This window comes from Flavobacterium endophyticum (genome assembly GCF_003634455.1).
Lineage (GTDB): Bacteria > Bacteroidota > Bacteroidia > Flavobacteriales > Flavobacteriaceae > Flavobacterium > Flavobacterium endophyticum.
On record NZ_RBLC01000001.1, the window covers coordinates 1,008,824 to 1,030,822 of the forward strand.

20 protein-coding genes are annotated in these 21,999 nt (G+C 41.9%); 5 read left to right on the forward strand and 15 right to left on the reverse strand.

Annotation, left to right across the window (positions count from 1 at the left end; genetic code table 11):
* Window positions 1-5: 5 nt before the first annotated feature.
* The 6 genes from deoC to CLV94_RS04820 all read right to left on the reverse strand — a co-directional run bounded on the left by deoC (window position 6) and on the right by CLV94_RS04820 (window position 11,775).
* Entirely contained in the window at window positions 6-749 is a 744-nt protein-coding gene (gene deoC, locus CLV94_RS04795; RefSeq protein WP_121375291.1) for a deoxyribose-phosphate aldolase, read from the reverse strand.
* A gap of 44 nt (window positions 750-793) precedes the next feature.
* Entirely contained in the window at window positions 794-1,174 is a 381-nt protein-coding gene (locus tag CLV94_RS04800) for a VanZ family protein (RefSeq protein WP_170148747.1), read from the reverse strand.
* Window positions 1,164-1,544, reverse strand: a complete 381-nt coding sequence (gene gcvH / locus CLV94_RS04805; RefSeq protein ID WP_121375292.1) for a glycine cleavage system protein GcvH — start codon at window positions 1,542-1,544, stop codon at window positions 1,164-1,166. The genes CLV94_RS04800 and gcvH overlap by 11 nt, the downstream gene beginning before the upstream one ends.
* Window positions 1,545-1,603: 59 nt before the next feature.
* A complete protein-coding gene (gene sov, locus CLV94_RS04810) occupies window positions 1,604-8,815 on the reverse strand; it encodes a T9SS outer membrane translocon Sov/SprA (protein WP_121375293.1) in 7,212 nt (2,403 codons plus the stop codon).
* Window positions 8,816-8,818: 3 nt separating this feature from the next.
* A complete protein-coding gene (gene ruvA / locus CLV94_RS04815) occupies window positions 8,819-9,400 on the reverse strand; it encodes a Holliday junction branch migration protein RuvA (RefSeq protein WP_121375294.1) in 582 nt (193 codons plus the stop codon).
* A gap of 77 nt (window positions 9,401-9,477) precedes the next feature.
* Window positions 9,478-11,775 (reverse strand): NADP-dependent malic enzyme, encoded by a 2,298-nt coding sequence (locus CLV94_RS04820; RefSeq protein ID WP_121375295.1) that lies wholly within the window; start codon window positions 11,773-11,775, stop codon window positions 9,478-9,480.
* 144 nt (window positions 11,776-11,919) lie between these two features.
* Between CLV94_RS04820 and CLV94_RS17005 the strand changes: the two genes are divergently transcribed.
* The 3 genes from CLV94_RS17005 (at window position 11,920) to CLV94_RS04825 (ending at window position 14,211) form a co-directional block, all read left to right on the forward strand.
* Entirely contained in the window at window positions 11,920-12,084 is a 165-nt protein-coding gene (locus CLV94_RS17005; RefSeq protein ID WP_170148748.1) for a hypothetical protein, read from the forward strand.
* Between the two features lie 116 nt (window positions 12,085-12,200).
* Window positions 12,201-12,374: a hypothetical protein gene (locus CLV94_RS17010; protein WP_170148749.1), complete on the forward strand. Its 174-nt coding sequence runs from the start codon at window positions 12,201-12,203 to the stop codon at window positions 12,372-12,374.
* A 61-nt stretch (window positions 12,375-12,435) separates the two neighbouring features.
* The gene (locus CLV94_RS04825) at window positions 12,436-14,211 is read left to right on the forward strand and encodes a DUF885 domain-containing protein (RefSeq protein ID WP_121375296.1); all 1,776 of its coding nucleotides are present in this window, start codon (window positions 12,436-12,438) and stop codon (window positions 14,209-14,211) included.
* Window positions 14,212-14,270: 59 nt separating this feature from the next.
* Here CLV94_RS04825 and CLV94_RS04830 read toward each other — a convergent pair whose 3' ends face one another.
* From CLV94_RS04830 to CLV94_RS04850, 6 genes are all read right to left on the reverse strand, one after another.
* The gene (locus CLV94_RS04830; protein ID WP_121375297.1) at window positions 14,271-14,726 is read right to left on the reverse strand and encodes a hypothetical protein; all 456 of its coding nucleotides are present in this window, start codon (window positions 14,724-14,726) and stop codon (window positions 14,271-14,273) included.
* A gap of 38 nt (window positions 14,727-14,764) precedes the next feature.
* Complete coding sequence (gene queG / locus CLV94_RS04835; RefSeq protein ID WP_121375298.1) at window positions 14,765-15,688, reverse strand: tRNA epoxyqueuosine(34) reductase QueG; 924 nt, start codon at window positions 15,686-15,688, stop codon at window positions 14,765-14,767.
* A 16-nt stretch (window positions 15,689-15,704) separates the two neighbouring features.
* Complete coding sequence (locus CLV94_RS17140) at window positions 15,705-15,875, reverse strand: four helix bundle protein (RefSeq protein ID WP_245982445.1); 171 nt, start codon at window positions 15,873-15,875, stop codon at window positions 15,705-15,707.
* Window positions 15,866-16,063 carry a hypothetical protein gene (locus CLV94_RS17145; RefSeq protein ID WP_245982448.1) on the reverse strand — a complete coding sequence of 66 codons (198 nt, stop codon included), beginning with the start codon at window positions 16,061-16,063 and terminating at the stop codon, window positions 15,866-15,868. The genes CLV94_RS17140 and CLV94_RS17145 overlap by 10 nt, the downstream gene beginning before the upstream one ends.
* Window positions 16,064-16,144: 81 nt before the next feature.
* Complete coding sequence (ruvB, locus tag CLV94_RS04845; protein WP_121375299.1) at window positions 16,145-17,167, reverse strand: Holliday junction branch migration DNA helicase RuvB; 1,023 nt, start codon at window positions 17,165-17,167, stop codon at window positions 16,145-16,147.
* A gap of 41 nt (window positions 17,168-17,208) precedes the next feature.
* Window positions 17,209-17,520 carry a GNAT family N-acetyltransferase gene (locus CLV94_RS04850; RefSeq protein ID WP_121375300.1) on the reverse strand — a complete coding sequence of 104 codons (312 nt, stop codon included), beginning with the start codon at window positions 17,518-17,520 and terminating at the stop codon, window positions 17,209-17,211.
* A 116-nt stretch (window positions 17,521-17,636) separates the two neighbouring features.
* On the opposite strand from CLV94_RS04850, the gene CLV94_RS04855 reads away from it, so the two are divergent.
* On the forward strand, window positions 17,637-19,058 hold the full coding sequence (locus tag CLV94_RS04855; protein WP_121375301.1) for an APC family permease: 1,422 nt from the start codon (window positions 17,637-17,639) through the stop codon (window positions 19,056-19,058).
* A gap of 6 nt (window positions 19,059-19,064) precedes the next feature.
* Entirely contained in the window at window positions 19,065-19,787 is a 723-nt protein-coding gene (locus tag CLV94_RS04860) for a YqjF family protein (protein ID WP_121375302.1), read from the forward strand.
* Between the two features lie 14 nt (window positions 19,788-19,801).
* Here the strand turns inward: CLV94_RS04860 and CLV94_RS04865 are convergent, their stop codons facing one another.
* From CLV94_RS04865 to CLV94_RS04875, 3 genes are read right to left on the reverse strand one after another with little or no spacing between them, the layout of a single operon-like run.
* Window positions 19,802-21,031, reverse strand: a complete 1,230-nt coding sequence (locus CLV94_RS04865; RefSeq protein WP_121375303.1) for an RNA polymerase sigma factor — start codon at window positions 21,029-21,031, stop codon at window positions 19,802-19,804.
* Window positions 21,032-21,042: 11 nt separating this feature from the next.
* Window positions 21,043-21,390: a YciI family protein gene (locus CLV94_RS04870; protein WP_121375304.1), complete on the reverse strand. Its 348-nt coding sequence runs from the start codon at window positions 21,388-21,390 to the stop codon at window positions 21,043-21,045.
* A 50-nt stretch (window positions 21,391-21,440) separates the two neighbouring features.
* The gene (locus CLV94_RS04875; protein WP_121375305.1) at window positions 21,441-21,893 is read right to left on the reverse strand and encodes a carboxymuconolactone decarboxylase family protein; all 453 of its coding nucleotides are present in this window, start codon (window positions 21,891-21,893) and stop codon (window positions 21,441-21,443) included.
* Between the last annotated feature and the right edge of the window lie 106 nt (window positions 21,894-21,999).

Consider the following 21,999-nt stretch of genomic DNA (forward strand, 5'->3'; position numbering starts at 1 on the left):
GTCGTTTAATAATCGCTATCTGCGGCTTCTCCGTTTGCAATCGCTTTCGCAGAGGAAGTTCCGATTCTTTTCACGCCCAATCGAATCATTTCTTTGGCTTCTTCATAGGTCCTTACGCCTCCTGCTGCTTTTACCGGAAGCGGCGACGCATTTTCCAGCATCATGATGATTCCAGAAACTGTGGCTCCGTTCGGAAGGTTGTTTTCTGTCTTATAAAATCCTGTCGATGACTTGACAAAAACAGAAGCATAGTTGTCTTCTGAGAAATTGGATATCACTACATTTTTCACCAAGCAGGAAAGATGCATAATCTGCTGGCTGTTCAAGGCCGCGATCTCAATAATCCATTTTACGACTTTATGATTGGAAAGTCCCAATTGGGTTCCTTTTAGCACTTCTTCTTTTACCAGATCAATTTCTCCTTTTTTAAAGGCTTCATAATTGCATACAAAATCCAGCTCGTCGGCACCATCATCCAGTGCTTTTTGGGCTTCTTCCAACTTATGCTCTAAAGAATAATTCCCTTCTGGAAAACCGATAACCGTTCCGACCAAAACTTTTGATCCGGCATCAACAATCATTTTTTTTGCCAGCTTGACCTGATCAGGGCGAATCATGATCAGCTTAAAGCCTTCATCAATTGCTTCTTGCACAAAGCCTTTGACAATCACTTCGTTTTCTGCTTCGCTGATTCCTGCCTGTTCAGGCGTCTTTAGGTAGGTTGAATCTAAATATTGCTTGATATCCATATGATAAAAATAAAAAAATCCCACCGAAGCGGGACATTTTCAGATTAATTTTTAAATCTTTTATTGTAAAGCGCCATTATTGCTAGTCCTAGTAACGCGCCAATCGTATTCGCAATAGCATCTTTCAAATCTGCCTGCCTGTTTTCGGTAAAAAGAGACTGGCATACTTCGATCAATATCCCGAAAGAAACAGAAAGAAAAAACACGGAAAGAAAAAGCGTCCTTGTATTTTGTATGCTTGATTTCAGGTACTGGAACCATAAGATTGAAAAAACGGCATAAAAGCAGAGATGTACAATCTTGTCGGCTTGGTCGACGTTAACTACTGGAACTTCTGTCATGCTCACCAAGCAGGCTACTGTAATGGAAATAGTCCAAAAAAGTGCCAAGATGAGAAACAGCGTTCTTTTTTTATTAGGCTCCAATTAGGCTTTTATATGCTTCGCTATCCAACAAACCTTCTACTTCAGAAGCGTCAGAAATTTTCACTTTTACCATCCAACCGTCTCCATAAGGATCTGTGTTTACTTTTTCAGGAGAAGTTTCAAGCGTTTCGTTAAATTCAACGATTTCGCCAGAAAGCGGCAAGAATAAATCCGATACGGTCTTTACGGCTTCTACTGTACCAAAAACCTCATCTTTATCTAATGTCTGGTCAAGAGTCTCAACCTCTACATAAACGATATCTCCTAATTCTTTTTGTGCAAAATCTGTAATTCCTACAGTTGCGATATCGCCTTCAATACTTACCCACTCGTGGTCTTTTGTGTACTTTAAATTTGCTGGTATATTCATTGTTTGTTGTTTTGGGCAAATGTATTATTAACTTATAAATTTTTAAAATGTTTTCGACATTAATTTCCAAAGTTATATCGCAATGTGAAACCAGAGCGGATATTGGTCAATGGGAAAGAAGTCGAGATTACTGCTTTTGAGAACGAATGGTCGTAATAGAATATCGCCGTCAGGTTTTTGCTGAATGCGTAATCTGCTGTCAGTTTCAGCGACCAGATGTTCTGTCCTCCAGCAAGCTGGTTGTTATCATAGTCTAGATATCTTACGATTGTATTTGCTTTTCTTAAAGAGAAATCGGCTTTGATGTTGATATCGCTTCGAATCGTATTGGTAGGGTTGTCTGCCAATTGCGACGTAATCACGACATCCTTGAATCGATACCCTAGACCGATAATGTACTCCATTCCTTTTACTTCCGTCAAAAGGTTGTTGTCAAAACTCATGGAAAGCGTTCTGTCTTTTTTAACCTCAGCCAATACTTTGAACGAATTCTTCATCTCGAAATCGACTCTTACCAGTGGGTTGAATTGCTCTACAAGGTTGACATTCGAAATGATTGTCTTGCTTAACAAGTTCCCGCTTGCATCAACCGCATCACGGTTTTGGTCGTACTCAAAATTAGAACGGAACGAGTTGATCGTATACGATGCTCTATAGCCGTGCTGTAAAGAGAAACGCTTGAATCGGTCTTTGAAGAACTTATAACGCATCAATCCGTTGTATTTCACATTCCAGTTTGGAATTGGCACATTTCTGAAAGCCCCTAACGAAATTCCGCCAGCATCTGCTCCTGTATAGGCTGCCAAGAACGAAGGCAATAATACTGACTGGCTGTTTTTTCCGAAACCGACAGGGAAACCGTCTGTTGTTCTAGGGAAATCAGAAGTTCCGTAATAGTTGGTTGCCAAACGATCTGCTACAACAAGTCGATTGGTTCTGAAATCATCAAAAGCCGCTGATGAATTCTCATCGCTTTTTCCGAACGACGTCTTGATCATTACTGTCGAGATCGAGAAGTTACCATAGTTGTAAGGCGATCTCGAATGGTAGTTGCCGTCAGCCGCATCAAATTGCTCCGAGAAGTTTTCTGTATACGAACGGTCTGCTGTCAAGTCGATCTTAAAGTCAGGGAACAAATCTACATTTGCAGTCATGTTCAATACTTTAGAAGAAACCTGCGTAAAGTTCTGGTTGAATTCTTCATAATTCGTCAACCAGCCTCTTTTTGCTGCTTCGTATCGAATGTCAGCCTGGCTACCTAAAACGAATCCTAGCGAAGGCTTGGTCGTTCCTAAGAAACCTACGCCTGGCGTAAATCCTGGCAGTACTGTACCTTCATTTTGCGTATAGTTGATCTGTACGTTTTTAACGCTGGTCAAGACGCCAATCAATCCATCCATGAATACGCTATTACCAGATGTAGGTGGCTTATTCGTATTCGTGATTTTTTCTCCTGGTTTTGGAGGCGCTTGTGTTGCTGGCCTTGTTGCTGTTTTCGGCTTTTTAGTCAGTCCGATATATTTATACAATACATCCATATTCAAGGCTGTATTCAATCGGTGCGCTCCTGCATTTTGAATGGTATTTCCTAAACTAAAGATTTCGCCACCAACCTCAATATTTGCCATCGCATCGGTTGCACGCTGCCAGCTGTAATCACCTGTATACGAATACGTCGATTTTATAAATCCAAGAGCTGGGATTTTGTTCAACGGCAGGTCATAATTAACAACCAACTGCTGCATGTGCTGGTTGGCCTCACCAATATTCCAGAAATCATCCCAGATGGTAAAGTCTTCCATCGGAACTCCGTTCTCATCTAAATAATTACGGACAATATTATTAGTAGAAGCTGTGTAGTTAATCTTCAGTGCTCTGGTCAGGTTATAGTTGAAACCGTACTGGTAGTTGAACATATAATTTCTTCTGTACAAAGGCGTCAATCCAATTCCTTGAATATCTACGTCTCTATATTCTTGCTTGTTGTATTGTCTGATAATATTCGAGCTGAACGAAATCGTAGAAGGCAGGTAATTAAAGTTGAAATCGCTCAACAGTTTCCAATACTGACTTTTCTTCATGAATTTTGTCTTCTTGAACGGCTCGACTGCTTTTGGCTGGAAGGCAAAAGTATAATCGACAGACGTTCTTACTTGCTGGTCTAGCAAGTTCTCGATTTCATAATCATGGTGCTCTGTTTCGTTGAATGAATACGACAACGTCAAGTTTTCAGGGTCATAGAAGTGCGGCTTTTGCTCTGCTCCTCTTTCTTTTTTGACGCCGATAAAGTTGATACTTTTTCGCTTCGTATAATCAATCGCTCTGCTTTCGATGTTGCTTCTTTCTGCAGCATCGGCAGTATTATCTAATAACTGATCCAAACGAATATCTTGGTTGAACGGATCGTATTCTGGAGTAATCTTTTCTTCACCGATCGCATAGTTGAACGGAAGGTTGATGCCCCATTTTTTAGGAAGCAACTTGCCTAAATTCACATTCGTCACGATATCGTATTGCTTGATGTCTTCACGGCTTCTTTCGTTCGGGCCTTGCTCTAAGGAACCGAAACCTTGCGTACTCATTCTACCTGTTGCAGAAATGGTTGCAAAATCGGCCAAGTTACTATCCAAACTTGCGATAGCTGCCATTCCGCCTTTGTTGTCCATATCTGCCAGACGAAGCTCGTTGAACCACACTTCTCCGCGAATATCATCGGTATGGCGGTTTTTCAAACCAACCATCAAGGTTCTTACCAATCCGAAGTTAGGATTTCCTTTGATACCTAATCGCAATGGGTTCACTCTTCCTGCCAATGAAGGATCTAATGCAAAATCGTCTACGTATTTAACTCCCAAGGCATCTTCAACCAACAAGGTGTTGTTCGGATCCATGGCTAAAATTTTCAGCTTGGTCAATAATGACAACGCCAAGTCAATCTCATTCGCTTCTGGCCAGACTTGCTCTGCTGAGAGCGATTGGCTTTGCGGCGTTACTTTCAACGGAATCTCTACTTGGTAGAAGTTCTGCGTAAAGTCATTACCAAAACGGATGAAAGCCACCATCTGGTCATCAATCAAAGGCTGTACGTCTGTAGGCACAGGAAGTGCTTCTGCGTGCAAGAACATTTTTAATTTCTTGAACTGACGCATGTCAACGCTTACGTTTTTAAATACACCTCTAGAATCTCCTGGCTCCAAACCTCCCAATCCTGGAAGACCTGGGTTTGCTTTGGTCACTCGTAGAGAAAGCGACTGCTCGTTTTGGTTTATGATGGTGTTGCTGTTATACAACTGCTCTCTCACAACTCCCGGAGGCGTTACATATTTGATTGGAGAACGGTCTCCATTTTCTTGAATGTTTACGGCCAATACATCCAAAGCGGTATCATCAGCATTGTTGATGTCGTCGTCTTGTTCGTTTGGATCTAATGTTTTCACATATCGTCTCCATTCCCCACGAACTAAGTCTAAAGCTCCGAAACGCAACGTCACTTGGTCGTTAAATCCGGTCACGAACATTCTCATAAAACGGATCGACCTGAAGTCTGAAATGCTTCCGACTGTATTTTCCGGCTGCGATACTGGAATCTTGAACTGAATCCAACGCGCTCCCGTAGTTTCTTGTCCAGGGATGCTTGCAGTAGTTTCTCTAATATCGGTAATGTATGGATTAGAACCTACAACCATGTTAGGCTGTACGTCAATGCTGTATTCGTAATACGCATTGATTTCGTTCATCGTATTGTCTCTGTTGATATCTTCTGTATCTGGCAAAGTCGTAGAACCTCTGTTCGTATCGCTCAAATCTACAGGCGAGTTTCCTTGAACACCGTTGTAGTTTTTGTAACGCTGGATAACATCACCCGTAGCGCTTAAGAAATACTGGTAGTTATCTGCCGCTGGATCGGGATTAGAGGCAAAAGCAGGAAATTGTGCTGCTTCTTCTGCATCGTTCAAACCGTCGAAACCGACATCTTGAAATTGTCTGTTACCGTTGTTGGTATCAAATGCATAAATCAAAGATTGCGAAATCGGAATCTTACCCCAGATGGTTGAAAACGTTTGCTGTGTTGAGCCAGCACCTGGAAGTCCGTTCTCATATTGCTTTCTTCCGTCTTTTAAAACGTCTTCCGAAATCTCTCCAAGGTTGAAATATACTTTTCCTGTATTGGCCGGATTGGCAGAACCTCTCTGGTCATTATAATACGGATCCAGAAGCCAGAATTGGATATACTCCACATTCGACTGTTCAAAGTTCGTAGAGTTGATCGCTCTCATGATACCTCCAAAGTTATCGACTGCCTGTTCTGGCGTGAAACTGTTGGTGGCTTGCGCTTGAGGGTTAAAGTTATAAGGACCTCTTTCGCGAGGGAAATACGTCAAGTCTAATGTATTGATAACGGTCTGTTGTCCTACGGCAATATCCGTTACAGGAAATAGCTCTCGGCTGTAAATCCTTCTTGTGCTGTACAGTTTCAGGTCGTCTTCAGTAACGCCGCCCGGTCTTTGTACGTAGAAAGTCGGATCGATAGAATACCAAGCCAGTTTTGCTCTTTTGAAACCGTAGTTTATTGTCGTCAAAGAACCTCCAAAATCATTATAGTCGCTTATCGTAGGTTTTTCTGGTACGCTCGAAAGGCTCCATGCAAACGGAGAACGCATATCGATTGTAGTCTGCGATCCCTCAAAATCGTCTACATATATAGTAGATTCTCCTTGGAATTGATCTGCTTTCGGGGTATCTGGCTTTAAGTAAGCAATCTCTCCCCTAAACGAGATATTCGAAGGGACATCGGTATCGACATTCGGCAGCTTGTTTACCAATCGCGTCAAGAACGGAACTTCTGTAGAGAAGTTGGTATTTAAGCCTATGATTGTATTGTTTACAGATTCTTGTCCGTAGTTTGATTTTTGCGTAAACGGCCTTTCGCTCATTTTCAGCAAGGTCGCACCAACAATAAATTTATCATTGAATTTATGCTCTACGTTAACCCCGAAGAATCTTCGTGTCTGCTGTCCGAAAACCGAGTTGTTCTCTAATGAGATTTCAATCGGTGTTGATTGTAGTGACGCATCTAGGATGTTTACTCTACCCAACTGGTAGTTTACGGTATAGTCAACGCCTTCTACCAAAACTCTTCCTCCTGCAGTTACGGTAACCGAACCTTGCGGTACGTTGAACGCACCAATCGCAATACCGTCGCCGCTTGTCGATTTGAATTTTCCTTTTAATTGGAACTTGTTCTTGTCGCTATCTTGAAGCGCGGCAGCCTGCGTGCTGCGGTACATTGTTCTGTAAACGTATTTGTTTTGGTTGCCGTTGTAGTTTCCTAAAGCGGGCGCGTCGTAATCTTCCGTCGGGCTTGTTCTCAATTTGTTGAAAAGGTGCTCCCCGAAAGGCTCAACCGTGGTAAAGATGATCCTACCGTTTTGTTGGTCGACCGTAAGTCCTGGCACGAAATCGAAGAATCCATCACCGTTAGGCTGCGGGTCATTCGTGTAATTCAGCCTGTCGACGTTGAAAACACGCAATAAAGGTGTTTGTTCTACATCGGGTGGCAATGGGTTAGACGCTGCTGGAGAAGCTGGCGTAATATAGTTCAACGGAGAAGGATCCGTGTACATGATGTTCAGTTTGAAATCTTCCTGCTCTAATTGGTAAGCACCCGGCAGCGAATAGATGTTTTTCATCATCAAGTTCCACACCGGCTTGTTTACGTTGGTCAGGTTACTTTTCAGCATCTTTAAGATCAAGCTTTGCGTTGTCGGAATTCCGTCGCTTACTTGCGTAGCATCTACTCCATCCGTACCAAATTCACCGACTTGATACACTTGGTCTCCTATCGTATATTGGTAGGCAACTGCCAAGACCTCATCGTTTGAGAGTCGCTGCGAAAGGGAGATATAACCCAATTGCGGATGGAACGTAAATTCGTTTGCTGCTAATTTTCTGGCATTCTCTAATTTGGAGTAGTCTGTTCCTTCACTTACCGTAACGCCTGTAAATCCAGAACTCGCTGTAGAAATCTCACGAATGTTAGGATTTAAGACTCCCGTCGTTCCAATTTTTGCCGGATCGAATCGGTTGTTCGAGTTTTTTGACGGCGTATTCGCAGCGGCAGTAAAGAAGCCTGCAGGAACTGGCGTAACCGATACCACTTCGTTATCGTTTTGCCCTGTCAATTGTGCTTCTCCTAAATCTTGAAGCGCGATAATGTTTCTTAAGTTGTTGTCTGTAGTGCTGACTCTGTTTTGGCGGTTGGTCACCCAAACCTCAATTCTTGTAATCTGCACACGGCTGTCGATCAAAGGATAATTTCGAAGCGACCTGTCGTATTGGTTTCTAAAATATTGGGATAAGAAGAAGTGTCTGTCGGCATCATAGTCCAAAGCAAACAATTCATATTCTTGTACCGTTCCTCCGCCTTGGGCCGTAACCGTTTTGGTTTGGGATTTTTGCTCAGAGAAAATTCCGGTAATCGTAGTCTTTCCAAACTGGAATTGCGCCTTAACCCCGAAAAGGCTTTGCGCACCACGAATCAACGTACTGTTTAACGGCAAGCTTACGTTACCGACTTCGATTTTCTGTATGATATCGTCTTCTGTCGGAGTATATTCTAATTTGATTAAGTTCTGGAAGGCAAAGGTCGATTCGGTATCGTAATTCGCATTCACATTCAGCCTTGTTCCGACTTTACCGGTAAGGCTCATGCTGATTCTTTGGTCGAAGTCAAAAGTGGTTGTCGATCTGTTTCTTGGTGACAAGGAAGGATTGTCTTGTTTGGTGTGGCGGATTCCTAGATCCATCTCCACAGAACCCGTCGGTTTTACGTCGATCGTGTTTCCTCCAAAAATAGTCTCAAAGAAACTGGAATTGACATAGTACCGGGGCAATAGGTCTTTTTTCTTGGCATCGCTGCCATCTTTCTTACCATCTATGGCATCTGATTTTTCCTTGAAATACTTGCGCATCGATTCTCTCAGCACCAATTCTTCATACTCTTCTGGCGTAAGTACTACAGGATAATTTATATTAAAACCGTTTACGGTATTGGTATAAATATAACGATTGGTAATCGGGTCATAGGTGTATGCCTCAATAATACTAGGTGGGTTTTTAAGTTCGACTTTTCCTACCGAATATCCAGTTTTAGTAGTATCCTGAACTTCCTCATCTTCTTGTGCTTGTATGGTTACACTAAAAAATAACGAAATCAGCCATAGGCTAATTTTCAAGTTACAGGTAATGCCTTTAGTATAGTTTGTTTTCAAGTATTATAAGTTTTTTAAGGCTTGTTTAATAATGTTTTCAATGCTTGCATTTGGATTTTCCTTAACAATCTTTTCTACAGTTTTTTCCGCCAATTTTCTGTTAAATCCAAGAACTTCCAAAGCAGATAACGCTTCGTCTTTGTTTGTATTGTACTCTGAAATAGAAACTTCATCTAAATCGTACACTTTTAACACTTTGTCCTTCAAATCCAATATGGCTCGCTGTGCTGTTTTGCTTCCGATGCCTTTAATAGACTGTATGGTCGCTACGTCGCCCGAAGCTATGGATTGAATGATCTGTTTCGGCTCTAAAGAAGAAAGCATCGTTCTGGCAATGCTGGCTCCGATGCCGGAAACAGACAAAAGCATCTTAAAGATTTCTCTTTCTGATTTTTCGGCAAATCCAAACAGTGTATGCGCGTCTTCTTTGATCTGAAGATACGTGTAAAGCTTGATGTTTTCTGTGTCGGGAAGTAAAGAATAGGTATGAAGCGAAATATTGATATGATAACCCACTCCGCCGCAGTCAATAACTACGTCTGTTGGATTTTTTTCCACTAATTTTCCTTGTAAATGCGCTATCATCAATTGTTAAATAAATCCAAATGTAACGAAAAAGTTTTATTGTGCGGCATCTAATTGCTTATCAGCAGAAAAATACGCTAAAAATTCACTTTTATAGATTTGTGCTTTTTTTCTTTCTCTTGTGCATCCACGACGGCAACGGCTGCCATGTTCACCATTTCTTCCACGCTGGCTCCCAATTGGAAAATATGCACCGGCTTGTCCATTCCCATCATGATGGGCCCGATAGACACAACTTTATCTAATTCTTTCAGCATTTTGTAATTGATGTTAGCCGATTCTAAATTAGGAAAAATCAGGGTGTTGACTTTTTTGCCTGCTAATTTAGAAAACGGGAATTTTTTCTGCAACATCTCCGGATTCAATGCAAAGTCGGCTTGGATTTCTCCGTCTACGGTCAAATCTGGATAGTATTTGTGAAGGTACGAAACGGCTTCGGACACTTTTTGGGCGCTCTTGTCGTTAGACGAGCCAAAATTAGAGAACGACACCATCGCAATTACGGGCTCCATACCAAACAGGCGTACCGTTTTTGCCGTCATCAGGGCAATCTTTGCCAAATCGTCGGCGGTAGGGTTCGGATTGATGGCGGTATCCGAAAGAAAGATAGGGCCTCTCTTAGTCATCATCATGTTGGTGGTCGCAATTCTGGAAACGCCAGGCGCTTTGTCGATAAGCTGCATCATCGGCTTCACGACAGACGGATAGCTTCGCGAATAGCCGGTAACCAACGCATCGGCTTCGCCTTCATTGACCATCATTGCCGCAAAATAATTTCTTTCGCGCATCCACTTTTGGGCATCGAGCAAGCTCGTGCCTTTGCGTCTTCTGGATTCCCAGAACGAATTGGCATAGCGCAATCTTCTTTCGTCTTCTTCTGAAGTCTTTGGATCGATAATCACGACATCGGCATCAAAGCCCAATTCGTCTTTTAGTTCTAGGATGATCTCTCGGTTTCCGAGAAGAATCGGGATTCCTATTTTTTCTTCCAAAACAATCTGAGCCGCTTTTAATACGTCCAGATGATCTGCTTCTGCAAAAACCACGCGTTTTGGATCGGTCTTGGCACGGTTGGCCAACAGACGCACCATCTTGTTATCAGAACCCAGACGTTCCATCAATTCTTCTTCGTATTTCGCCCAGTCGTGTATCGGATTAAGAGCAACACCTGATTCCATCGCTGCTTTAGCAACAGCAGGCGCTACAACCGAAATCAATCTCGGGTCAAATGGTTTTGGAATGATGTAATCTCTTCCGAAAATCAGCTTGGTTTCTCCGTAAGCAATGTTTACCTGCTCCGGAACGGATTCTTTTGCCAATAAGGCTAATGCTTTTACCGCAGCCATTTTCATGGCTTCGTTGATTTTTGTAGCACGAACGTCAAGCGCTCCTCTAAATATATACGGGAAACCTAATACGTTATTCACCTGGTTAGGATGGTCAGAACGTCCTGTAGCCATGATGATATCTTCGCGCGTATCGATAGCCACGTTATAATCGATTTCTGGAATCGGGTTGGCCATTGCAAACACGATCGGGTTGGCTGCCATTCCTAATAACATTTCTGGCGACATGATGTTTCCGGCAGAAAGTCCAAGAAACACATCGGCACCTACCAAGGCTTCTTGCAAGGTGATGTTTTTAGGTCCTTTTGAATATCTTTTCTGTAGGTCAGACAAGTCGGTTCTGTCAGAAGAAAGCACGCCGTCTTTGTCAAACATGATGATATGGTCTGGGTTGATGCCCAACAACACATATAAGTTGGCGCAAGCCAAAGCAGCCGAACCGGCTCCTGAGACTACGATCTTTACGTCTTCTATTTTTTTGTCGGCTAATTCTAGGGCATTCAGCAATGCCGCAGAAGAAATGATTGCAGTTCCGTGCTGGTCGTCGTGCATTACCGGAATGTTCAATTCTTCTACCAGCCTTTTTTCGATTTCAAAGGATTCTGGCGCTTTGATGTCTTCCAGATTGATTCCTCCAAAAGTCGGCGCTATATTTTTTACGGTTTCGATAAACTTTTCGATATCTTTTGTATCTACTTCAATGTCAAAAACATCAATATCGGCAAAAATCTTAAACAGCAATGCTTTTCCTTCCATTACTGGTTTTGAGGCTTCCGGACCGATATCTCCTAAACCTAAAACGGCTGTCCCGTTTGAGATTACGGCTACCAGATTTCCTTTGGCTGTATATTTATAAACGTTGTTTACGTCTTTTACGATTTCTAGGCAAGGTTCGGCAACGCCAGGCGAATAGGCCAATGACAGATCTCTTTGAGTTGCGTATGCTTTTGTAGGAACCACCTCGATTTTCCCCGGCGATGGCTTTGCATGATATAATAACGCTTCTCTTCTTTTGCTGTACTTGTTCATCTTTGTATATTTTATTCGGACTTACAAAGGTAAAAGTCTGAATGAAACTGAGAAACTTTTAATGCTATTCTTTTATAAAGTTTATTGTTCCTGCTTATTAGGATTTTTTTTATAAAACTATAGCGGCTTCAAAAAGACTTTTGTTTGACAGCAGCCTTTACTTGCTTTCCGAAAAGCGACCTGTCTCTTTATGCTTTTTGCGGAAAGATGGGCATGAAAAAGCGAAAAACCCTGCCTGGAACCGATGCGGTGCACTATAGCATCTTATCCAATGCATACAACATCAGTGGGGTTCTGTATAGCATTTAGTAGGATGCCGTATGATAACGGCTACATTCCGTACAGTATTCTATAAAATGCTATACGGAGTCAGTGCGATGCTATATAGCATGATGCTGGTGCTATACAGCATTTGGTAAAATACCATGCTGAACCGTAGTGATGTCATGCTGAAAGGAGTTGTTGCAGTACTCTATCTGCAAGATGTCTTACAGCACCTGCGCTATATAGTACTATACCGACGGAGTGTTATAAAGATCCGCACGCCTGCTACAGTACAAGCATCAGATATAGACGTCTTATGTAGGAATTATGATTAATATTTTCTAACATTGTGTCTAGAATAGGCCTTTGCCGATCGTCCACAAATTCGTTATCATTATGAAAAAACTGCTTTTAGTATTATGTGTCCTTGCTTCCAGTCTCCAGTCTTGCCAGAAAGAAAAGGGGGAAGCTTCTAAAAAAGAAGATGAAAAATTGAAAACAGTAGTAGAAAATTATTATGAGGAAAGGCTAAAGCTTTTTCCTTTGGAAGCGACGAGTGCGGGCGACAACCGCTACAACAATTTGCTCCCGAATGATATCAGCGACGATTATCTTGCCAAGGTGAAAGCCTTTTTCACGAAATACAAAGAGGAAATCGCGGCATTTGATGAGGCAGATTTGTCTGAAAACGACAAGCTGAGCAAAGCCATCTTGGCGTGGGAATGTGATGTGAATCTAGAAGCCTTGACTTTCAGAAAAGACCTGATGCCGATCAACCAGTTTGAAGGCATTCCGTTAACCATCGGCCAATATGCCAGCGGATCGAGCGCCCAGCCTTTTAAGACGGTGGAAGATTATAATAATTGGCTGGAACGACTAAAGGGCTTTAATGACTGGGTGATTACGGCCGAGGCAAAAATGAAGGAAGGCATTTCAAAAGGATATGTACTGCCGAAAGCGCTGACGTTAAAAGTAATCCCGCAGTTGAAGGATCTGGCTAAAGAGGACAAGACGCATATCTTTTATGCACCGCTGAATGCTTTTCCGAAAACATTTACCGAAGCAGAGAAAAAGACAATTACGGATAACTATACGCAGTTGATTGCTGAAAAATTGGTGCCGTCGCTTAAAAATCTTTATGCGTATGTCAGCACTGATTATCTGGCAAAAAGCAGAACGACAAGCGGTATTGCCGCTATTCCGCAAGGCGATGCGTATTACAAGCATTTGATCAAACGTTATACGACCACCGACTTGACTGCTGATGAAATCCACAAGTTAGGATTGAGCGAAGTGGCGCGAATTTCGGCTGAAATGGAAAAGGTGAAAAATCAGGTAGGATTTAAAGGGCCGCTGAAAGACTTTTTCAATTATGTCCGCGAGAAAAAAGAGCTGATGCCGTTTACGGAGCCGCAGCAGGTGATCGACAACTTTAATGCGATACACGAAAAGATGAAGCCGAACTTGGAAAAGCTTTTCGACCTAAAGCCCAAAACGCCTTTTGTCGTAAAAAGAACGGAAGCTTTCCGCGAAAACTCGGCCAGTGCCGAATACAATCCGGGTTCTGTTGACGGAACAAGGCCGGGCGTTTTTTATGTGCCGATTCCGGATGTAAAAAAATATAATTTCTATGCCGATGAGGATTTGTTCCTGCACGAAGCCATTCCGGGGCATCATTACCAGATTTCTTTACAGCAGGAAAACACAAGCCTGCCGGAATTCAGGAAAACCATCTGGTTTAATGCCTATGGCGAAGGCTGGGCGTTGTATACCGAATCGCTTGGAAAAGAATTGGGCTTGTACCAAGATCCTTACCAATATTTTGGGATGCTGAGCGCCGAGATGCACCGCGCCATCCGCCTTGTCGTAGATACGGGCATGCACACCAAAGGCTGGACGCGCGAACAGGCGATACAATACTCTATGGAAAACGAAGCGGAACCTGCCGAAAGTATTGTGGCAGAGATCGAGCGTTATATGGCGATACCGGGCCAAGCCTTGTCGTATAAAATCGGACAATTGAAGATTAGAGAATTGCGAGCGAAGGCGGAAAAAGAATTGGGCGCTGCATTCTCTATCAAAGAATTCCACAATCAGGTGTTGGATTCGGGCTGTCTTCCTTTAAAGGTTTTGGAGGATAAAATCAACGCTTGGATTGCGAGTAAGAAATAAAAACGGGAAGGCCTTTTCTATTCTATTGTTCGTACAAAACACGAAATGACCTAAGTACCTTATTGGTCTTTAAACCAATACATCTCTAGGAAGGATTTCAAATATTCTTCTTCAGGATCATTTGTTCTTATATGGATAGAATAGGTATTGTCTCCAAATTCTAGATTATAATTTATGCCATCCATTACATTGAAATTGGTATGATTTAGTCTTTCAGCATCCAAGAGTTTTAGCTTGCTTACAAACCTATCGAAAACTGAACTGGAAATTGACGACTCTTCATCGTTGGTTTCATTGTTTACTGTATAGTGTCTATGTACGTAACTAATCGTATCGTTTATCTTATAGAATACGACTTCCGTCAGTCTTTTTTCTTTATTGGGATATAAGTTACCACGATTGATTTCAAGCCTGATAAAGCTGATTTCCAGTTTTTTATTCAATTCATAGGTATTGTCTTGCGAAACTGCAATATGGGCAAAGAAGATGGTTAGAATCAAAAAGAATGCTTTCATGACTTATTTTTTGGTTATACGAATTAGTATAATAACGTCTATTTCAAGAAATTAATATTGCGTTTCAAGCCATCGTATTTAGTGCGTTTGACTGCAGAGTTTTTAAAAACGGCACGAAACGTATCTTCTGTGATTTCTTCCCAGTCTTTTTTGGTCATGGAAAGCAATTCCGGATTCGGGTTAAACAGGGGTTCACTGTGCGGCTTTGAAAATCGGTTCCACGGACAGACGTCTTGGCAGACATCACAGCCGAAAGCCCAGTCGTCAAATTTCCCTTTCATCTCTTGCGGAATGTTTTCTTTTAGTTCTATCGTAAAATAGGATATGCACTTGCTTCCGTCTACGACATAGGGTGCTACGATGGCTTCTGTCGGGCAGGCATCGATACATTTGGTACAGGAGCCGCAATGGTCGGTTACGGCAGTGTCGTATTCTAGTTCTAAGTCGACAATCAATTCGGCAATAAAGAAAAAGGAACCGACTTGCTTGCTCAGCAGATTGCTGTTTTTTCCGATCCAACCCAAGCCGCTTTTGGCCGCCCACGCTTTATCTAAGACGGGTGCCGAATCGACAAAGGCACGTCCTGAAACTTCGCCTATGTTTTCTTGGATGGAAAAGAGGAATTCTTTTAGCTTTTCTTTGATGACAAAATGATAGTCTTGTCCGTAAGCGTATTTGGAGATTTTATAGGTGTCAGAAACTTGAGTCTGCTCTGGATAATAATTGAGCAATAAGGAAATCACGCTTTTGGAATCATCTACCAGCAAAGTAGGATTAAGTCTTTTGTCAAAATGATTTTCCATGTAGGACATTTGGCCGTGTGCATTATTTTTGAGCCAAGTTTCCAAACGAGGCGCTTCTTCTTCAAGAAATCCAGCTTGAGATATACCACAAGAAATAAATCCGAGGCGGTGGGCTTCGGATTTTATGAATTGCGTGTATTTTGATTTAGGATTTATGATTTTAGATTTAGGATTATCATTCGTTTAGACGAGATTTTATCTTTTTTATTGTGCTGACGAAGATTGCGGTTAGTTCGTTGCCTTCTTTCCAGAGTACATTTAGTTCGGAGTCATCCATCCATTTTTTCTCTTGCATGATTTCCAGCCAAAATAACGTTTCGTCGACTTCTTCAATAACTATAGCCATTTTAGAAATAAACTCCCTATCGCTTCTTGCCCTGCATACGGCTCTATAATTAGCTCCTCCGAAGTACCGCTTCTGACAATCTGGTTAGCAACAGTTCTTCCTGATATTGAGTTTGGTAATTTTTCTACCACATCAATTATCCGCAAAGAAAATTTCTTTGTTTTTGTTTTTAATTCTTCCGAGGTCATGTACATTCTTTTTAAATGGCTTATATCGTATCTCTTCAAACAAACAGCTTCAACATCAATCCTAAATCCTAAATCCTAAATTCAAAAAAGACCACCTTGAATATTCGTCCTGATTTTCCCTAAATGCTTATAGGCTTTCTCCGTTACTTCTCTTCCTCTCGGCGTTCTCATGATAAAACCTTCTTGAATCAAGAACGGTTCGTACACTTCTTCTATGGTTTCGCCGCTTTCGGAAACAGCGGTTGCCAAAGTAGACAGTCCAACCGGACCTCCTTTGAATTTATCAATAATAGTCGTCAGGATTTTATTGTCCATTTCGTCAAGGCCGTGGGCATCGACATGGAGTGCTTTTAAGGAAAAGCGAGCTATTTCGATATCGATCTTTCCGTTGCCTTTGATCTGTGCAAAATCTCGGACCCTACGCAGTAATGCGTTGGCAATACGCGGAGTACCTCGGCTACGGCCCGCAATTTCGATGGCGGCTTCCATGGTAATCGGCATTTTTAGGATGGCCGAGCTTCTTTCGACAATAGCGGTCAGAAGTTCTGTCGTATAATATTGCAGTCGGCTTTGGATTCCGAAACGGGCACGCATCGGTGCGGTTAGCAATCCGGAACGTGTTGTAGCTCCGACAAGCGTAAATGGATTCAGATTCAACTGAACGGTCCTTGCATTCGGACCTGACTCAATCATGATATCAATCTTGAAGTCTTCCATAGCCGAATAGAGATATTCTTCGACAATCGGGCTCAGACGGTGAATCTCATCAATAAAAAGCACATCGCGTTCTTCTAGATTGGTAAGCAATCCTGCCAAGTCGCCCGGCTTGTCCAACACAGGGCCTGACGTAATCTTGATGCCCACCCCTAATTCATTGGCCAAGATATTCGCCAATGTAGTTTTTCCCAAACCCGGAGGTCCGTGAAAAAGTGTATGGTCAAGTGCTTCGCTTCTAAGATTGGCGGCCTGTACAAATACTTTCAGGTTTTCCAATACCTGTTCCTGTCCTGTGAAATCATCAAAGGAGAGCGGCCTTAATTTTTTCTCTAAATCAAGTTCTTCGGGATTGTAGTTGCTGTTTGTTGGATCTAGATTCGTATTCATCTGGCAAAGATAGAGAAAATGTTGATTTGAGAATTTGCTTATTAGCCGACATTATAGCCTTTGGCTAAAATAGATTGCCATTCTGGATGTCTTTTTAGGTAAGCGGCTACAAACGGACAAAGGGGTGCTAAAGTATAGCCGTTGTCTTTGATGTAGTTCAGGGCTTTTTCGACCATGCTTCCTCCTACTCCCTTGCCTTCTAAAGATTTTGGGACTTCGGTATGGGTAAGGTACATGATGTTGTCTTTGTTGATGATGTATTCAATAAAGGCGGTATGATTTTCGACTTCCATCTCAAATCTTCTTTTGTCTGGATTTTTCACTAATTCTATAGCAGCATATTTATCGCTCATGGTAAAAATTTTAAGTTTATAGGTATGAGGAAAGGTACACAAAAAATGACTTCTATCAAAATAAGGATTTTTTAATATCTTTAACAGAAATTAACAAGCTAACCTTAAACTTTTATATGGAAAACCCGCAAGAAGACAATCATTTAAAACGAGAATTAGGATTATTGGATGGAACCATGCTGGTCGTTGGTTCGATGATCGGTTCGGGAATCTTTATCGTAAGTGCAGATATCGCCAGACAGGTGGGTTCGGCCGGATGGCTGACCTTGATCTGGGTCATTTCTGGATTGATAACCGTCATCGCTGCCGTAAGCTACGGAGAGTTGAGCTCGATGTTTCCGAAAGCTGGCGGACAATATGTCTATCTAAAAGAGGCTTACAACAAGCTGATCGCGTTTTTATATGGCTGGAGTTTCTTTGCGGTAATCCAAACGGGTACCATTGCGGCTGTTGGTGTTGCCTTTTCTAAATTTGCGGCGTATCTGTATGAGCCTTTGAGCGATGAGAATATCTTGTTGTCTATCGGTTCCTTTCAATTGAATGCGGCACAGATTGTTTCTATTATTACTATTATTATTCTAACGTATATCAACAGCCGAGGCGTAAAAAACAGCAAGACGTTGCAGACCGTCTTGACCATTATCAAAATCTTGTCTTTACTGGGGCTGGTTGTCTTTGGACTGCTACTTGCTGCCAAAGCAGATATCTGGAACGCGAATTGGGCGGATGCATGGAATACGAAATCATTTGATGCGAAATCGGGTTCTTGGCTGCCGATTAGCGGTACTGCCTTGATTACTGGAATTTCGGCCGCTATGGTGGGTTCTTTGTTTTCGAGCGATGCCTGGAATGGCGTGACGTTTATTGCGGGAGAGATGAAAAATCCGAAACGCAATGTAGGATTGAGCTTGTTCTTGGGCACTTTTATCGTGACGATTCTGTATATCTTGGCGAACCTGATGTATCTTGCCGTGGTTCCGTTTGAAGAGATTGCTTTTGCTAAGTCGGACAGGGTTGCGGTAGTGGCTTCTACTTATATTTTTGGAAACATCGGTACCTTGATTATCGCGATCATGATCATGATTTCGACTTTTGCTTGTAATAATGGCTTGATTATGGCTGGCGCAAGGGTTTATTATACAATGGCAAAAGATGGATTGTTTTTCAAGAAAGCGGCTGTGTTGAATATGGCCAGTGTTCCGGCTTGGGCTTTATGGGCACAATGCATTTGGGCTTCGGCTTTATGCTTGACAGGGAAATATGGCGCCTTGTTAGACTTCGTGATGATTATCGTCATCATCTTTTATATCTTGACGATTTACGGAATCTTTATTCTTAGAAAGAAAATGCCGGATGCCGAAAGGCCTTATAAAGCTTTTGGCTATCCGTTCTTGCCGATGCTTTATATCATCGCGGCTTCTGCTTTATGTATTTCGCTTTTGATTACGAGGTTTGAGACTTGCGGCTGGGGCGTATTGATTATGCTGGCAGGGATTCCTGTTTATTATTTTACAAAGCCAAAGACGGAAGAAGATTAATCTGGGATGAAACTAAAGGAAATTTTAGAACAGACTTCGCATCGGCCTTGGGAAATTCCAAAAGGCGGCTGGCGATTTTATCAAGAATGGAATGATGTTTTATTTTTACATTGGCAAGTAGATTTAGAAGAGCTAAAAAGGTTTGTGCCAAAAGAATTGGAAATCGATTTGTTTGAAGGCAAGCCTTGGGTTTCTATAGTTGCTTTTGCAATGGAAGATATTCGCCCCAGATATATGCCTGCTTTTACGCCAATTTCAAACTTTTTAGAAATCAATGTTCGCACATATATCAAGACAAAAGACAAATCGGGAGTTTATTTTCTCAGTATGGAAGGCGGGAAAATCTTATCTTGTAAAGTAGCAAAGCTTATCTCTAGGCTTCCTTATCGCTATTCAAAAATAAAACGAGAAAAGGAATTTTACCGTTCTATGAATAGCGAATTTGGTGATGAATTAGACATCTTGTTTAAAATAGGAAAGCCTCTCTACAAAACAGATCTAGATCGATGGCTGACAGAACGGTATGCTCTTTTTCAAAACGACGGAGGCTACATCAACGAATATGAAATTCATCATCAAGAATGGCCTATGAATGAGTCAGTGATTGAAAACATCACATTATCTTATCCGAGATTCGAAAAACTGATTGGAAGAAAACCTGATTTAGCTAATTATTCTAAAGGTGTAGAGGTTATCGCTTGGGGAAAGAAAAAAACACCTAAAAATTAACTTGCTACTACACACTATACTTTAAATCGATCAATACTTTTAGCTATTGTTGTTTTATCTGCTTCCGAGATGGCCAATTTCAATGCATTTTGAAAATGAGCTAAGGCTTTCTTGTTATCAAGACCAGTATGCAGGTGGCCTAACAGAGAATGATAAAAATGATTGTCTGTTAGCTGTAGTTTTTCTGCTTCTTGTATCGCTTGCTGCTTGCCATGCACTTTTGCCAGCGCAAAGGTTCGGTTGAGTGCGGCTATGGGCGAATATTCTAAAATAAGCAGGCTGTTGTATAGCTGCAAGATGTTGTCCCACTTTTCAAGTGTATCTTCTTTCTGCGTATGCCAATAGGCAATTCCTGCTTCGAGATGGTATTTTGTTACGCTGTTTCCGGTGGAAGCTTGGTTTAGGAAATGGGCTCCTTGAAAGATCAGGTCTTGGTTCCAGCGGGTTTCATCTTGGTCTTCGTATAAAATGGTTTCGCCATTTTCGTTAGTTCGTGCATCAAATCGGGACGAATGGAAACTCATCAGCGAAAGCAGCGCATTTACGGATGGCCTGTTGGTTGTTTTGTTTTCGATAAGAAGGAAAGTCAGCCGCATCGCTTCGGCACATAAGTCTTTGCGCAAGATGGTATTTTGGGAAGTCGAATAATAACCTTCGGAAAACAACAGATATAAGGTCGTCAGCACCGGCTCTAGTCTTTCGTTAATTTCTGCTATTGTAGGCTGTTCGATCTTGATGTTCTCTGCTTTCAGTTTTTCTTTGGCCCTGTTGATTCTTTTGTAGATTACTTCTTTATTGGTCAGGAACGCATCGGCAATTTCTTGGATTCCAAAACCGCAAAGCAGGTTCAAGGCCAAGGCTATTTGTGATTCTGCAGAGATATTAGGATTGCATACGGCAAAAATCATGGCCAGCTGGCTGTCGCTGATATTTTTGGCGGACAGGTCGACAACGAGTTCTTCAGACTTTTCAGAAGCATACTTTACTTCGGGCGAAAGCTTTTGGTCGAAAAAAGCATCCCTCTTGAGGTAGTTTTTGGTCTTATTTTTTGCAACGGTATAGAGCCAAGCGGTCGGGTTTTCTGGAATACCTTTTAAGCTCCAGGTTTCGGTTGCTGCCAAAAACGTATCGCTGACAATGTCTTCAGCAATTTCGATATGCTTGATTCCAAACAAATAACAGAGTACCGAAACTATCTTTCGGTACTCTGTCCTGAATAAATTGTGCAAGAGCTGGTCTTCCATTTATTCTGCTATTACTCTGTCGGAATTGCCATTCGTACTTCTACAGTGGCTCCCCATTTTAAGATCGGACATCCTTTCGCGATTTCAACTGCTTCGTCATAATCTTTAGCTCTAATAAGAAACAAGCCTCCGACAGATTCTTTTATTTCGGCATAAGGTCCGTTGGTTACTAGATTGTCTTGCTTTACGACTCTTCCGTCAGCATCCCATCGCTTTGGAGGGCTCACCAATTTGTTTTGGGCGGCAATACCTCCAATCCAGTCTTGAAAAGGCTTGATAGCAGCTTGCATTTGCTCTGGGGACGGCACAGCGTCTTTGCTGACCATATCTCTTCTGATAATTAATACAAATTCGTTCATCTTGTTATTTTTTGTGGTTCTTAAAAGTAATAAATGTTTCTAACTTGGAATCACCCAAATTGACCGACTTTGTAAGTTCCTACGCCGTGAGGGAATGCAATGTTGATTCGGTTCCAAGTATTGATTGTTGTAATCGCCAGCGTCAGGTCGATGAATTCTTGTTCTGAAAATTGCGCCGCTGCCTCAGCATACACGGCATCGGTCACCTCGCATTTTGTTACGGCTTCGGCCCAAGCAAATGCGGCTCTTTCACGCTCGGTGTAATAGGGTGCTTCTCTCCAAGCACTCAAACCGTATAAGCGTTGTTCTGTTTCGCCTTTGGCACGGGCATCTTTTGAATGCATGTCTAAGCAATAGGCACAGCCGTTGATTTGTGATACTCTGAAGTACACCAATTCTAAAAGCTGTAGCTCTACAGGAGATTTTTTCAGATAAGCTCCGATACCGAAAAGCGTTTTCATTGCGTCTTGTCCTTTTACATGGACGTTGATTCTTTGTTCCATTTTATGTAAAGTTTTAATTGTTATATACTGTAATGACAATCGAGATTTTAAAATTGGACAAAACTTCAGAAAAAAAATACTCTTTTTTTTGAATTGTCCTGAATAC